General features: G+C 70.3%; 14 protein-coding genes. 10 read left to right on the forward strand and 4 right to left on the reverse strand.

Annotated features, from left to right (window positions below; genetic code table 11):
- The first annotated feature begins 11 nt into the window (after nt 1-11).
- The 8 genes from N7E59_RS03070 to N7E59_RS03105 all read left to right on the forward strand — a co-directional run bounded on the left by N7E59_RS03070 (nt 12) and on the right by N7E59_RS03105 (nt 8,194).
- Nucleotides 12-386: a ChaB family protein gene (locus N7E59_RS03070; protein WP_261623444.1), complete on the forward strand. Its 375-nt coding sequence runs from the start codon at nt 12-14 to the stop codon at nt 384-386.
- 16 nt (nt 387-402) lie between these two features.
- A complete protein-coding gene (locus tag N7E59_RS03075) occupies nt 403-1,611 on the forward strand; it encodes an amino acid deaminase/aldolase (protein ID WP_261623445.1) in 1,209 nt (402 codons plus the stop codon).
- Nucleotides 1,608-2,954 (forward strand): D-arabinono-1,4-lactone oxidase, encoded by a 1,347-nt coding sequence (locus N7E59_RS03080; protein ID WP_261623446.1) that lies wholly within the window; start codon nt 1,608-1,610, stop codon nt 2,952-2,954. The genes N7E59_RS03075 and N7E59_RS03080 overlap by 4 nt, the downstream gene beginning before the upstream one ends.
- A 103-nt stretch (nt 2,955-3,057) precedes the next feature.
- Nucleotides 3,058-4,626 carry a histidine ammonia-lyase gene (gene hutH / locus N7E59_RS03085; RefSeq protein WP_261623447.1) on the forward strand — a complete coding sequence of 523 codons (1,569 nt, stop codon included), beginning with the start codon at nt 3,058-3,060 and terminating at the stop codon, nt 4,624-4,626.
- Between the two features lie 61 nt (nt 4,627-4,687).
- On the forward strand, nt 4,688-5,329 hold the full coding sequence (locus tag N7E59_RS03090) for an ABC transporter permease (protein WP_261623448.1): 642 nt from the start codon (nt 4,688-4,690) through the stop codon (nt 5,327-5,329).
- Complete coding sequence (locus N7E59_RS03095) at nt 5,326-6,468, forward strand: ABC transporter ATP-binding protein (RefSeq protein WP_261623449.1); 1,143 nt, start codon at nt 5,326-5,328, stop codon at nt 6,466-6,468. The genes N7E59_RS03090 and N7E59_RS03095 overlap by 4 nt, the downstream gene beginning before the upstream one ends.
- A complete protein-coding gene (locus tag N7E59_RS03100) occupies nt 6,468-7,217 on the forward strand; it encodes an ABC transporter permease (protein WP_315942976.1) in 750 nt (249 codons plus the stop codon). The genes N7E59_RS03095 and N7E59_RS03100 overlap by 1 nt, the downstream gene beginning before the upstream one ends.
- Nucleotides 7,214-8,194, forward strand: coding sequence for a glycine betaine ABC transporter substrate-binding protein (locus N7E59_RS03105; protein WP_261623450.1), 981 nt, complete (start codon nt 7,214-7,216; stop codon nt 8,192-8,194). The genes N7E59_RS03100 and N7E59_RS03105 overlap by 4 nt, the downstream gene beginning before the upstream one ends.
- Here the strand turns inward: N7E59_RS03105 and N7E59_RS03110 are convergent.
- Together N7E59_RS03110 and N7E59_RS03115 are read right to left on the reverse strand one after the other, a co-directional pair.
- On the reverse strand, nt 8,181-8,696 hold the full coding sequence (locus tag N7E59_RS03110; RefSeq protein ID WP_261623451.1) for an O-acetyl-ADP-ribose deacetylase: 516 nt from the start codon (nt 8,694-8,696) through the stop codon (nt 8,181-8,183). The two genes, N7E59_RS03105 and N7E59_RS03110, sit on opposite strands and share 14 nt — an antisense overlap.
- A 10-nt stretch (nt 8,697-8,706) precedes the next feature.
- Entirely contained in the window at nt 8,707-9,531 is an 825-nt protein-coding gene (locus N7E59_RS03115) for an aldo/keto reductase (RefSeq protein WP_261623452.1), read from the reverse strand.
- Between the two features lie 147 nt (nt 9,532-9,678).
- On the opposite strand from N7E59_RS03115, the gene N7E59_RS03120 reads away from it, so the two are divergent.
- Together N7E59_RS03120 and N7E59_RS03125 are read left to right on the forward strand one after the other, a co-directional pair.
- Nucleotides 9,679-9,882 carry a hypothetical protein gene (locus tag N7E59_RS03120; protein WP_261623453.1) on the forward strand — a complete coding sequence of 68 codons (204 nt, stop codon included), beginning with the start codon at nt 9,679-9,681 and terminating at the stop codon, nt 9,880-9,882.
- A complete protein-coding gene (locus N7E59_RS03125) occupies nt 9,879-10,337 on the forward strand; it encodes a (deoxy)nucleoside triphosphate pyrophosphohydrolase (RefSeq protein ID WP_261623454.1) in 459 nt (152 codons plus the stop codon). The genes N7E59_RS03120 and N7E59_RS03125 overlap by 4 nt, the downstream gene beginning before the upstream one ends.
- A 161-nt stretch (nt 10,338-10,498) precedes the next feature.
- Here N7E59_RS03125 and N7E59_RS03130 read toward each other — a convergent pair whose 3' ends face one another.
- Nucleotides 10,499-11,518 (reverse strand): dipeptidase, encoded by a 1,020-nt coding sequence (locus N7E59_RS03130; RefSeq protein WP_261623455.1) that lies wholly within the window; start codon nt 11,516-11,518, stop codon nt 10,499-10,501.
- Between the two features lie 60 nt (nt 11,519-11,578).
- Complete coding sequence (locus N7E59_RS03135; protein WP_261623456.1) at nt 11,579-13,258, reverse strand: alpha-keto acid decarboxylase family protein; 1,680 nt, start codon at nt 13,256-13,258, stop codon at nt 11,579-11,581.
- Nucleotides 13,259-13,279 lie beyond the last annotated feature (21 nt).

Here is a 13,279-nt window from a genome sequence, read left to right on the forward strand (position 1 = left end):
TGGTCAGAAGCATGCCGAAGACCACCGCCCAGGGACGGCCGAAGCCCGGCGAGCTGCCGGACACCCTCCGCCGGTCGGAGGAGAAGGCCCAGCGCACCTTCACCAAGGCCTACGACTCGGCCATGGACCGGTACGGGGACGAGGAGCGTGCTCGCCGGGTCGCCTACGACGCACTCAAGCACACCTTCGAGAAGGTCGGCGACCGCTGGCTGCCCAAGGAGCGCCGCGGCACACCGGATCCGCGGGGCGACGAGGGCGTCGACGCCGGAGCCACCAAGGAGCACCTGTATCGCCGCGCCCGGCGGCTGGGCATCGCCGGACGCTCCACCATGACCAAGCCCCAGCTCGTCGAGGCGCTCGAGAGGGAGAGCCGACGGCGGACCTGAGCGTAGACTCGGCCGAGTGAGCATCGAGGCCGACGACCGCTGGGCCATGCTCAGCCGTGCCGCCGCGCACCTCGACGCCCCGGCGGCGGTGCTTGACCTCGACGCCTTCGACGCCAACGCCGAGGACCTCGTCGCCCGCGCCGACGGGCTCCCCATCCGTGTGGCCAGCAAGTCCGTCCGCTGTCGGGAGATGCTGCGCCGCGTCCTGGCCCGACCCGGATTCTCCGGGGTCTTGGCGTACACGCTCGGCGAGGCGATCTGGCTGGTGCGCACCGGCACCTGCGACGACGTCGTCGTCGGCTATCCCACCGCAGAGCCCGGCGCCCTGGCCCAGCTGTGCCGCGACCCGCAGCTGGCCGGAGCCGTCACCCTGATGATCGATTCCCCGGAGCAGCTGGATCTGGTCGACGCCGTCGTGCCCCCGCACCGCCGTCCGGACCTGCGGGTCAGTCTCGATCTGGACTGCAGTCTGCGGCTGGGTCCCGCCGTGCTGGGAGCCCGGCGCTCGCCGGTCCGCACCCCGGAGCAGGCTGAGGCGGCGGCCGAGCACATCGTCGCGCGGCCCGGCTTCCGACTCGTCGGAGTCATGGGCTACGAGGCGCAGATCGCCGGAGTGGCGGACAGGCGCCGGACGGGTCCCGCGGCCCGTCCGGGCGAGCTGATCGTCCGGGGCATGAAGGCCCTCTCCGTCCGAGACCTGCGGACACGTCGGCCCGCGATGGTCGAGGCGGTGCGTCGTCGGGCGGACCTCGAGTTCGTCAACGGCGGCGGCACCGGGTCCCTGGAGAGCACCGGCGCCGGCGGGGAGTGCACCGAGCTCGCCGCAGGCTCCGGCCTCTACGGCTCCCACCTGTTCGACGGCTATCGGGGATTCCGACCTCGTCCCGCCGCCGCCTTCTGCCTGCGCGTGGTGCGCCGCCCCGCCCATGACGTCGTCACCGTCCAGGGCGGAGGGTGGATCGCCTCCGGCGCGGTGGGATCCGACCGGCAGCCGCTGCCCGTCTCGCCCCCGGGGATGCGACTGATGCCCGCCGAGGGCGCCGGCGAGGTCCAGACCCCGCTGCGCTGCACGGCCGAGGTGCCCCGGATCGGTGACCTGACCTGGTGGCGCCACGCCAAGGCCGGAGAGCTCTGCGAGCACGTCGACGAGCTCCACCTGTTCCACGACGGTCGGCTCGTCGGGGCAGTCCCCACCTACCGAGGAGAGTCGCAGGTGTTCCTATGAGCAGACCCGGGCGGCTGAGCAGGCCCGGGCGGCGCTCCTCGCCGCGGGAGTGGACCAACTGGGCCGGCCTGGTGCGTGCCAGACCCAGTCGGGTCCTCGTCCCGCACACCGAGGCCGCACTGATCCGCGAGGTCCGCGCGGCGCTCGGGGCGGGTGAGCGGATCAGGGCGGTCGGCTCCGGACACAGCTTCACCGGCATCGCCGTCGCGCCCGAGGTGCAGGTCGACCTGCGCAGCATGGACGGACTGATCGACGTCGACCCGCACTCCCGCCGGGTCCGACTGCGGGCCGGCACACCGCTGTGGCGCATCCCCGGCCTGCTGGAGCCCTTCGGTCTGGCCATGGAGAACCTCGGCGACATCGACCGGCAGACCATCGCCGGCGCGGTGTCCACCGGCACCCACGGCACGGGTCTGGCCTACGGATCCGTCTCCTCGCAGGTGGTGGGCATGCGCCTGGTCACCGGCACCGGCGAGGTCCTCGACGTCGACGACACCGCACCCGAGCTGCTCGACGGACTCCGCGTCGGACTCGGAGCCTTCGGCATCATCACCGAGGTCACGCTGCAGTGCGTGGAGGCCTTCGACCTGCACATCGTCGAGAGGCTGGAGGACTTCGACGACGTCGTCGCCGGCTGGCCGGAGCGCATCCGGGCGGAGGACCACGTCGAGTTCTACTGGTTCGGTCACAGCGAGAAGGTCCTGACCAAGACCACCCGGCGGCTCGAGCCGGGGCGGCGGGCGCGCACTCGGCGCTCGCAGTCGCGCCGGCTGATCGAGGACGAGGTGCTGGGCAACCTCGGTCTGGCCGCGACCTGCCGCATCGGCCGTCTCCTCCCCGGGACGGTGCCTCGGCTGAACCGCCTGTGCACCGCCGTGTGGGGAGGGCGGGACGAGGTGAGCGCCTCGCACGAGATCTTCGCCGCGTCCCGGCGGGTCCGCTTCACCGAGACCGAGCAGTCGATGCCGCTGGAGGAGACCGCCGGGGTCATGGCGGCGCTGCGCGACCTGTTCCGCGTGGAGGGGTGGGCCTCCATGTTTCCGCTGGAGATCCGCTGCGCGGCCGCGGACAGCGCCTGGCTGTCGACCTCGCACGGCCGGGAGAGCCTCTACGTCGCCGCGCATCAGCCCGCCGGGGAGGAGCACCGAGAGTACTTCGCGGCCGTCTCGGAGGTGCTCGCCGGATTCGGGGCCCGGCCGCATTGGGGGAAGCTGCACACCCTCGACGCCGAGGCGATGCGTCGGCTGTATCCGCGCTTCGACGACGCGGTGCGGCTGAGGGACCGGATCGACCCCGGACGGGCCTTCGCGAATCCCTACCTGGACCGCGTGCTGGGGGCCTGAGCCGCCTTGTCCTCCGTGCGCCGGTGTGGAAGAGTTCCCCGAGATGTGCCGCACAATGGCATGAGATGATCATTCAGCGGAATACGTAGGAGGCATCCGTCGCATGGTTGCAGGACAGGACTTCGGCCCCGGCCCCACCGTCGTGCTGGGCGAGCGCCCGCTGACTGCGGACGAGGTCGCCGCCGTGGCCCGGGACCGCACCCCCGTGGAGCTCGGCGACGCGGCTCGGGAGAACATCGCCCGGGCGCGCGCCGTCGTGGAGGACCACGCCGGATCGGACCGCGCCATCTACGGCGTGTCCACCGGCTTCGGCGCCCTGGCCCACACCTCCATCGACCCCGACTCGCGCGACGCCCTGCAGCTGTCGCTGGTGCGCTCCCACGCCGCCGGCACCGGCGACGAGGTCGAGACCGAGGTGGTGCGGGCCCTCATGCTGCTGCGCCTGCAGACCTTCACCACAGGACGCACCGGTGTCCGGCTGAGCACCGCCGAACGCTACGCCGCGCTGCTCAACCACGGCTTCACCCCGGTGGTCCGCGAATACGGATCCCTCGGATGCTCCGGTGATCTCGCCCCGCTGGCGCACTGCGCTCTGGCGGTCATCGGCGAGGGTCCCGTGAGGACGCCCGACGGGACGCTCATCGACTCCTCCGAGGCCTTCTCCCGCATCGGTCTGGATCCCACCTACGCCCTGGCGGCCAAGGAGGGGCTGGCGCTGATCAACGGCACCGACGGCATGCTGGGGATGCTCGCGCTGACCCTCGTCGACCTGGACCGGCTGCTGGCCACCGTCGACGTCGCCACCGCCATGAGCGTCGAGGCGCTGTTCGGCACCGACCGCGTCTTCGCCGACGACGTCCAGTCGGTGCGCGCCCACCGCGGTCAGGTCGCCTCGGCCGCCAACCTGCGCACGCTGCTGGGCGACTCGGAGATCGTCGCCAGCCACCGCGGGGAGGAGTGCTCCATCGTGCAGGACGCCTACTCGCTGCGCTGCGCGCCGCAGGTGGCCGGCGCCGTGCGGGACACCGTCGAGCACGCACGGCGAGTCGCCGAGGTGGAGCTCGGTTCGGCGATCGACAACCCGGTGGTCCTCGACGACGGCCGCATCGAATCCAACGGCAACTTCCACGGAGCGCCGGTCGGCTACGTCCTGGACTTCCTCGCCATCGCCGCCGCCGACCTCGCCTCCGTCTCCGAGCGCCGCAGCGACCGCATGCTGGATCCCTCCCGCTCGCACGGGCTCCCCGCATTCCTCGGTGAGGATCCCGGTCTGGACTCCGGATTCATGATCGCCCAGTACACCCAGGCGGCCATGGTCTCGGAGCTCAAGCGGCTCGCCGCGCCGGCGTCGGTGGACTCCATCCCCTCCTCCGCCATGCAGGAGGACCACGTCTCCATGGGCTGGTCGGCGGGGCGGAAGCTGCGCCGCGCAGTGGACGCGCTGACGCGGGTGGTCGCCGTGGAGGTGCTCATCGCCGCACGCGCCCTGGACCTGCGTCGTCCGCTGACCCCGGCCCCGGCCACCTCGGCCGTGGTCGAGGCCCTGCGCGAGGAGGTCCCGGCCGTCGGGCGGGACCGCCACCTCTCACCGGAGATCGACGCCGCCGTGGAGCTGGTCCGCTCCGGTGCGGTGCGGCGCGCCGCCGAGGGCGTGGTCGGCCCCCTGGGATGACGAGGGTCACGTAGGATGTAGTGATCTGCACCATCACTGCACCTGACGAGGGGACCCTTCGGTGATCCGATTCATCGATGAGCGGTGGGCCGACATCCTGTTCCGCTCATACCAGCACGGCTCGCTGGTGATCCAGTCGCTGATCCTGGCGACGCTCATCGGCGTCGGCATCGCCGTGCTCGTCACCACCTACCGCGGACTCAGCCCCGCGGCGAACGCGATCTCGGCCGTCGGTCTGACGATCCCGTCCTTCGCCCTGCTGGGGCTGCTGCTGCCGTTCACCGGCATCGGCGTCGTCCCCTCGGTCATCGCCGTGACGTTCTACGCCGTGCTGCCCATCCTGCGCAACGCGGTCGTGGGCCTGCAGAGCGTCGACGGCGGCATCATCGAGTCCGCCCGCGGGCAGGGGATGAATGCGATGACCATCTTCTGGAGGGTCAGGCTGCCCCTGGCCTGGCCGGTCATCATGACCGGGATCCGCGTCTCGGCACAGATGTCCATGGGTGTGGCCGCCATCGCGGCCTACGTCCTCGGACCGGGTCTCGGCCCCTACATCTTCACCGGCCTGTCCACCGTCGGCGGTGCGAACGCCCTGAACTACGCGGTCGTCGGCACGGTGGGCATCATCGTCGTCGCCCTGCTCCTCGACGCCCTCCTCGTCCTCTTCGCTCGTCTCACCACGTCCAAGGGAATCCGCGCATGACCGAGAACCACACCGACACCGGCGCACAGATCGAACTCATCGACGTCGTCAAGCGCTACCCCGGCCAGGAGAACGCCGCGGTGGACGACCTGTCGCTGACCGTTCCCGCGGGGGAGACGGTCATGTTCGTGGGGCCCTCGGGGTGCGGCAAGACCACGTCCCTGAAGATGATCAACCGGCTCATCGAGCCCACCAGCGGACAGATCCTCATCGACGGTGAGGACGTCACCACCAAGGACGCGACGGAGCTGCGCCGCTCCATCGGCTACGTGATCCAGGGCGGCGGGCTCATGCCGCATATGACGGTGGCCGAGAACATCGGGCTCGTCCCCGGCCTGCTGAAGTGGGAGAAGCGGCGCACCCGCGACCGCGCCGACGAGCTGCTGGACATGGTCGGTCTGGACCCATCCACCTATCGGGATCGGTACCCCCGGGAGCTCTCCGGAGGTCAGCAGCAGCGCGTAGGCGTGGCCCGCGGGCTGGCGGCGGACCCGCCGGTGATCCTCATGGATGAGCCGTTCGGCGCGGTCGACCCGATCACCCGGCAGCGCCTCCAGGACGAGCTGATGAACATCCAGGCCGAGCTCCACAAGACCATCGTCTGCGTCACCCACGACATCGACGAGGCCATCAAGCTCGGCGACCGGATCCTCATCCTCAAGCAGGGCGGCCGGATCGCCCAGTACGACACTCCGGAGCAGATCCTCTCCGCGCCCTCCGACGACTTCGCGGCCGACTTCGTCGGCTCCGGATCCAAGCTCAAGCAGCTCTCGCTGCTGCGCGTGCGCGACCTCGAGCTGGTCCGGCCGGTCACCTGCCGGGTCGGTGAGGACGTCGACGAGGTCGTGGCCCGTGCCGAAGAGGCCGGGGAGCAGTCCGTCATCATCCTCGACGAGCGGGACAGGCCCCTGGAATGGGTCTTCCTCCGGACCCTGCGCAGGCACAGCACGGTCACCGACCCGGAGCGCGAGCTGCACACCGTGGTCGACCACCGCTCCACCCTGGCCGACGCGCTGGACTCCATGCTGGTGTCCTCGCACGGCGGTGCGATGGTCACCGAGGGTGGTCGCTATATCGGTGTGATCAGCTACGACACCGTGACCGAGCACATCCGCAGCGCCCAGAACGGGGAGAGCTGATGGGACGGCTCGCCGCCGCCGACCGAGAGGACAGGCTGCTCCTGATCGGACTGCCGATCCTGATCGGCGTCGTGCTCATCGGCTGGATCATCTGGCGGGCCGTGGCCGACCTCGACGACATCGAGGCCCGTCTGCTGACGCCGGCGTCGGTGCTCGAGCTGACCTGGCAGCACCTGGTGATCGTCGCCGTGTGCACGGTGATCGTCGTCGGCACGGCTGTGCCGATGGGCATCCTGCTGACCCGCGGCCCGACCAGGAAGCTGTCGCCGCCGATCATGGGTCTGGCCAACGCCGGTCAGGCGGCACCGGTCATCGGTGTGATCGTGCTGCTGGCCCTGCTGCTGGGCTTCGGCTTCTGGGTGGCGGTGCTCTCCCTGACGATCTACGCCTTCCTCCCCGTGCTGGCCAACACCATCACCGGACTCAAGGGGGTGGACCGTTCGCTGGTCGAAGCGGCGAGGGGCATGGGCATGTCGGACATGCAGGTCCTCTTCCGCATCGAGCTGCCGATGGCCGTGCCGGTCATCCTCACCGGTGTCCGCACCGCACTGGTGCTGCTCGCCGGAGCGGGCGCCTTCGCGGCGTTCATCGACGCCGGCGGCCTGGGTGAGCTGATCCAGACCGGCATCGTGATGTTCCGCTATTCGGTGCTGGTCTCCGGAGCGATCCTCGTCGCCCTGCTGGCGCTGGCCGTCGAATGGGTCGGCCGGCTGGTCGAGGTCTACACCAAGCCGAAAGGACTGTCATGAGCCGCAGACCGATCTTTCGGGCCGCGAAGGCCCTGGCCGCCGGCGTCGCGGTCACCGGACTGGCGGCGGGTTGCGGTCTCGGGACCGCCGGAGGGTTCTCACCGACCGGAGCCGTGGCCGGACCGGTGGAGGGCATCGATCTGGAGGGCGCCGGCGTCGACGTCGGATCGAAGAACTTCACCGAGCAGATCATCCTGGGCAAGATGGCCGTCATCCTGCTCCAGTCGGCCGGCGCGGACGTGCAGGACCTGACCAACACCCCCGGGTCCAACACGGTGCGCGAGGCCATGCTGCAGGGGCACATGGACTTCCAGTGGGAGTACACCGGCACCGCGTGGATCACCTATATGGGGGAGACCGACCCCATCATCGACGAGCAGGAGCAGTTCGAGGCGGTCCGCGACGTCGACGCCGACGACGGGCTCATATGGCTGGCGCCGTCCGAGCTGAACAACACCTACGCCTTCGCCACCTCGGCCGAGTTCGGCGAAGAGACCGGAATCACCGAGATGTCGGAGATCTCCGAGCTCGACGAGGAGGACCAGTCCTTCTGCGTCGACGCCGAGTTCGCCGCGCGCAACGACGGCTTCGGTCCCTGGTTGGAGCACTACGGCATCGACGACCCGCCGGACGACCGGGTCCGCACCATGGACCTGGGGGCGATCTACCAGGCCACCGCCGATGAGGTGTGCCGCTTCGGCGAGGTCTTCGCGACCGACGGTCGCATCCCGGCGCTGGACCTCGTCGTCCTGGAGGACGACGAGGAGTACTTCCCCCGCTACAACCTCTCGGCGGTGGTGAACGAGGAGCTGCTGGACGAGTACCCGGAGGTCGAGGACCTGTTCCTGCCGCTGACCGAGCGGCTGGACAACGAGACCATGGCGGACCTCAATGCGGAGGTCGACGTCGACGGCGAGGAGCCGGTCGACGTCGCCTGGGAGTTCCTCCTCGACGAGGGGTTCGTCACCGAGGAGTGAGCGTCCTCTCGAAGACCTTCCGCGTGTCGGCGTCGAACAGCACGAAGCGCACGTCGTCGATCCCGGTCCACGGGCCCTCGTCGAGGACCCTGCGCGCGGCGCGCGCGACGTCGCGGGCCTCCCAGCCGTAGACCCCGGCTCCGATCGCTGGGAAGGCGACGGATTCTGCGCTCAGCTCGGCGGCGGTCTCCAGGCTCCGGCGGAAGCAGGAGGCGAGCACCTCCGGGTCGGTCTCGCCGGCCCTGCGGTTCGGACCCACCGTGTGGATGATCCAGCGCGCGGGCATCTGTCCGGCGCCGGTGGCCACGGCGTCGCCTGCGGGGAGCCCGTCGGGCAGATCCTGCTGTCGCAGCGTGCGGCACTCTTCGAGCAGGCTCGGGCCGGCCGCCCGATGGATCGCTCCGTCCACGCCTCCGCCGCCCAGCAGAGAGGAGTTGGCCGCGTTCACCACGGCGTCGACGGCCTCGTCGGTGATGTCGCCTTCGGTCACGGTGATGTGCATCGGTGCTCCTTCAGCCGGTGAAGGTGTCGGGATGTGCGCCGCGGCGTCCGTCCGCACCACGGTCGAGGGCGGTGATCGAGCTCATCTGCTCGTCCGAGAGCTGGAAGCTGTGCAGATCGAAGTTCTCACGCATACGCTCCCGGGTGCTCGACTTCGGGATGATGACGTCCCCGCGCTGCAGGTGCCAGCGGAGGATGACCTGCGCGGGTGAGGCGTCGAGCTGGTCGGCGACCTCGCGGACCGTGGGGTCGTCGAATTCGTCGCCTCGGCCCAGCGGCGACCACGCCTCGACGACGATGCCGTGCTCGCGGCAGCAGGAGCGCACCGCATCGTTGGCGAAGTAGGGGTGGACCTCGATCTGGTTCACCGCGGGGACGACGCCGGTCTCCCGGACGAGGGCCTCGACGTGCTCCGGTTCGAAGTTCGAGACGCCGACGGCCTTCGCCCGTCCGGACTCCGCGATCTCCAGCATGGTCCGCCAGGTGGAGACGAAGTCGCCGCCGTATCGGGTCGGGAGCGGCCAATGGATGAGGAACAGGTCGACGTAGTCGGTGCCCAGGGCCCGAAGGGACCGGTCGAAGCTCTCCAGGGCGTCGTCGTGACGATGCACGTCGTTGTCCAGCTTGGTGGTGATGAACACCTCCGAGCGGTCGACTCCGGAGCGGCGCACCCCCTCGCCGACTCCGGCCTCGTTGCCGTACATCTGGGCGGTGTCCAGATGCCGGTAGCCGAGGCCGAGGGCCTCTGCGACCATCGTCGCGGTGTCCTCGGTGGCGTAGGTGCCGTATCCGATCTGCGGGATGGAGGTGCCGGAGTTCAGAGGCAGAGTGCTCATGTCGGCGAGTCTAGGAGCGTAGGCGGCACCGAGTCACGGGTCCGTGCGCAGGCGACGTCCGCTCGGACCGGAGGTGCAGGCTCACCCGGCGGCTTCTGAGGCAGAATCGGGACCGGAGCATGTCATCCTCCGATCCTAGGAGCACCGATGGGCAACACGGACCCGCGTCCTGTGGGCGACCTTCCGCACAGCATCGGCCGTCCGGCGTCCCAGGCGCTGGCCCTGGCCGGCTGGGACAGCCTCGCCGTGGTCGCGGCGCGCAGCGACCGCGAGCTTCTGGCCCTGCACGGGGTGGGGCCGAAGGCGGTCAGGATCCTACGAGAGGCGATCGCCGAGGAGGACGGTGCATGATCGTCGTCGTGGCAGGCGCGATCCTCCGATCGACCGGCACCGGTGTGCAGGAGCTGCTGATCGCCCGGCGCACGGCGCCGGAGTCGTTGGCGGGCCTGTGGGAGTTCCCGGGCGGCAAGTTGGAGCCGGGGGAGGATCCACGGGTCGGGGCGGTGCGTGAGCTGGCCGAGGAGCTCGGCGTCGACGTCGTGCTGGGGGAGGAGCTGACCTCTCCGACGGCGCTGGAGTTCGAGGCGGGCCACGGCTGGAGGCTGAACGACGAGGCAGTGATGCGCCTGTTCCTGGGGCGGCTCCGCGACGACTCGCCGGAGCCGCAGGCGCTGGCGGACCACGACCGCGTCATATGGGCTCCGGTGGGATGTTCGCTGCTCCGGTACCCGTGGATCCCGGCGGATCTGCCCATCGTCGAGGCGCTGATCCGGGCGTTAACGGGGAGACCCGCGCAGAAGCAGTGAGGAGGGCTTCTGCGCGGGTCGCGCTTCCCATCGCGCACCATGATTAGAACACGTATTCTACGCACCCTGCAAGTCATCAGATCGGTCGATCGAAGATGTCTTCGACGGCGAGAACCTGTGAGGAAACTGTCAGAACACGGGTTCGATCAGGCCCGTGGTCGTCAGTCCTGCCCGCCGGACCAGGCGAGGTACGGCGGATCGTTGGCCTTCAGGACCCGGGCCGCGTTCTCGAACCCGAGGCGGCGCAGGTCCGCATCCGACCAGCCTCGGTCTGCGAGCACAGAGAACAGTCGGGGGTAGTCGGCCGCCGACTCCAGACCGGCCGGCATGGTCGGCGTGCCGCAGAGGTCGCCGCCGAGCCCCACATGGTCGACGCCGACGCGCTCACGGAGATGGTCGACGTGGTCGGCGACGTCCTCCACCGAGGCCACCGTGCCGCCGTCGTCGTCTGAGCGGTCCGAGACGAAGCGGGGCACGAACGTCGCCATCGCCACCCCGCCGTTGCCCGGCAGCCGGTCCAACACGTCGTCCGGGATGTTGCGGGGATGGTCGGTGACCGAGCGGGCCGAGGAGTGCGAGAACATCACCGGCAGGGTGCTCAGGTCCAGGGCCTGATGCATGACCTCGTCGGAGACGTGGGAGAGGTCCACGATCATCCCGATCCGGTTCATCTCGGCGACGACCTCCCGGCCGAACTCCGTCAGGCCGCCGTGCACCCGCACGTCGGTCGCAGAATCCGCCCAGGAGTGGGTCGTCGACCAGGTCAGGGTCATGTACCGGGTCCCGAGGCGTGCATACATCCGCAGCGCCGCCAAAGAGCCGTCGATCTGCTGCCCGCCCTCGACGCCCAGCAGCGAGGCCACCCGGCCCGTCGCGACCGTGCGGCGCACGTCCTGCGCGGTCAGCGCCCACGCGAAGTCGTCCCGGTACTCCTCCACGAGCCGGTGGACCAGGTCGATCTGCTCGAGCGTGGCCTTCACAGCCTCCGGGCCGGTGATCGAGCTGTGCACGTACACCGACCAGAACTGTGCGGCGAGGCCGCCGCGGCGGATCTGCGGGATCGTGGTGAACGGTGAGACCTCCTCGTCGTGGAGGTCCGACACCGAGGAGCCGCGGGTCTCACGCAGGTGCCAGGGCAGGTCGTTGTGGCCGTCGAAGACCGGGATCGTCGGTGAGCTCATCGTTCCACGCTACCGGGCACGCAGCATCACCTGCCGCACAGCATCACCTGCCGCACGGCATCACCCGCCGCGCAGGGCGCGGGCGACGTCGTCGAGCAGCTGGGGGATGTCGTCGCGGTGGGTGACCGCTTCGATGAAGACCAGCTTGTCCTTCTGCTCCATGGTCTCGCGGCAGGCCGCGACGAGCTCCGCCTCGGTGGCGGCGCGACGGTAGAGGTAGGAGTCCTCCTCCGCGCCGAAGAACGCAGGCGTCAGCGACCAGTCCCAGGTGGGGATGTCGTTGTAGACCTCATCGGGCCCGTGGATCACCCGCTCGACCGTGTAGCCGTCGTTGTTGACCAGCACGATGACCGCCGGCAGCTCCTCCCGCACCATGACGCCGACCTCCTGGATGGTCAGCTGGGCGGAGCCGTCGCCGATCAGCAGCACCGGGCGCCTGTCGCGGTCGGCCAGCCCGGCACCGAGCAGGGCCGGCAGCGTGTAACCGATCGAACCCCACATCGGCTGGCCGATGAACGTCGAGTCGGCGGGGAAGCGGTGGGTGGCCATGCCGAAGTAGCTTGTCCCCTGGTCGGCGGCGACGATGTTGTGCGACTCCAGGTGGGAGGCGAGGGTCGCCCACAGCACGTCCTGGGTCAGTGCGGCGTCCGAATCGCCGCGTCCGGGCTCCGGGACCGGGGCGGGGCTGGCGGGCATGGGCTCGACGTCGAGGTCGACCAGGGCCCGACGGATCGTGTCCAGCGCCGCCTCCAGAGAGATGGGGGTGAAGACCTCGTCGCCGACGCGGGCCTCGAAGCGCGAGACCTCGATCATGCGTGCCTGGTCCAGGTCGGTCGAGAACCCTGCGGTCGTGTTGTCCGTGAGCTCGACGCCGAGGGTGATCAGCGCTTCGGCTCCCTCCACCGTCTCGCGGACGTCCTCGGGGGAGGCCGCGCCGGCGTAGATGCCGACGAACCTGTCGTCGGACTCGTCGGCGAGCGTCTTGCCCCAGGCGAGGGTGGCGAACGGCAGGCCCGACTCGCGGATGAGCTCCTGGACCTGATCGCCGGCCCCCACGCGATGGATCAGCAGGTCGGCGAGCACCGCGGCCCGGCGGCCCGGGAGGAAGCGGCGCACCGCCTCCTCGAACGCGGCCTCCGCTCCGGCGGTCGTCACGGTCAGGTCGGTGCGCAGCGGCTCCGAGGGCGGGAACGCCGGGGTGAGGGCGACGTCCTTGGCCAGCATGAGGTAGCCGGGCTGCCGCCGGAAGACGACGTCGCGCAGCACACGGTCGATCTCCCAGGTCGCGGTGGCGGCGTCCAGGTCGGCCTGAGCACAGGTGACCTCGGCGGCCATCCGCGCGAAGTGCTTGAAGTCCCCGTCTCCGAGGGAGTGGTGGATCTTCCGGCCCGAGGCCTGGGTGTCCTTCGGCGGCGCGCCGACGATATGCACCACCGGCACCGACTCGGCGAAGGACCCCGCCACCGCGTTGATCGCGGAGAGCTCGCCGACGCCGTAGGTCGTGAGGAAGGCACCGATGCCGCGGATCCTGGCGTATCCGTCGGCGGAGTATCCGGCGTTGAGCTCGTTGGCGGAGCCGACCCAGCGGATCTTCTCGTGGCCGACCACGTGGTCGAGGAAGTGGAGGTTGAAGTCCCCCGGCACCCCGAAGAGCTCCGTGAGGCCGAGCTCGGCGAGACGGTCGAGCAGGTAGTCGCCGATCGTGTAGTCGGGGGCGGCGTGGGCGGCTGCGCTGGTCACAGGCAGGGTCCTTCCTCAGGG

This window comes from Nesterenkonia marinintestina (assembly GCF_025420485.1).
Lineage (GTDB): Bacteria > Actinomycetota > Actinomycetes > Actinomycetales > Micrococcaceae > Nesterenkonia > Nesterenkonia marinintestina.

Bases quoted from the DNA above. Each gene is read 5' to 3' on its own strand.
- N7E59_RS03130 (WP_261623455.1), bottom strand. From the start codon at position 11,518: ATGAGCTCACCGACGATCCCGGTCTTCGACGGCCACAACGACCTGCCC.
- N7E59_RS03120 (WP_261623453.1), top strand. From the start codon at position 9,679: ATGGGCAACACGGACCCGCGTCCTGTGGGCGACCTTCCGCACAGCATC.
- N7E59_RS03125 (WP_261623454.1), top strand. From the start codon at position 9,879: ATGATCGTCGTCGTGGCAGGCGCGATCCTCCGATCGACCGGCACCGGT.
- N7E59_RS03100 (WP_315942976.1), top strand. From the start codon at position 6,468: ATGGGACGGCTCGCCGCCGCCGACCGAGAGGACAGGCTGCTCCTGATC.
- N7E59_RS03080 (WP_261623446.1), top strand. From the start codon at position 1,608: ATGAGCAGACCCGGGCGGCTGAGCAGGCCCGGGCGGCGCTCCTCGCCG.
- N7E59_RS03070 (WP_261623444.1), top strand. From the start codon at position 12: ATGCCGAAGACCACCGCCCAGGGACGGCCGAAGCCCGGCGAGCTGCCG.
- N7E59_RS03115 (WP_261623452.1), bottom strand. From the start codon at position 9,531: ATGAGCACTCTGCCTCTGAACTCCGGCACCTCCATCCCGCAGATCGGA.
- N7E59_RS03110 (WP_261623451.1), bottom strand. From the start codon at position 8,696: ATGCACATCACCGTGACCGAAGGCGACATCACCGACGAGGCCGTCGAC.
- N7E59_RS03095 (WP_261623449.1), top strand. From the start codon at position 5,326: ATGACCGAGAACCACACCGACACCGGCGCACAGATCGAACTCATCGAC.
- hutH (WP_261623447.1), top strand. From the start codon at position 3,058: ATGGTTGCAGGACAGGACTTCGGCCCCGGCCCCACCGTCGTGCTGGGC.
- N7E59_RS03105 (WP_261623450.1), top strand. From the start codon at position 7,214: ATGAGCCGCAGACCGATCTTTCGGGCCGCGAAGGCCCTGGCCGCCGGC.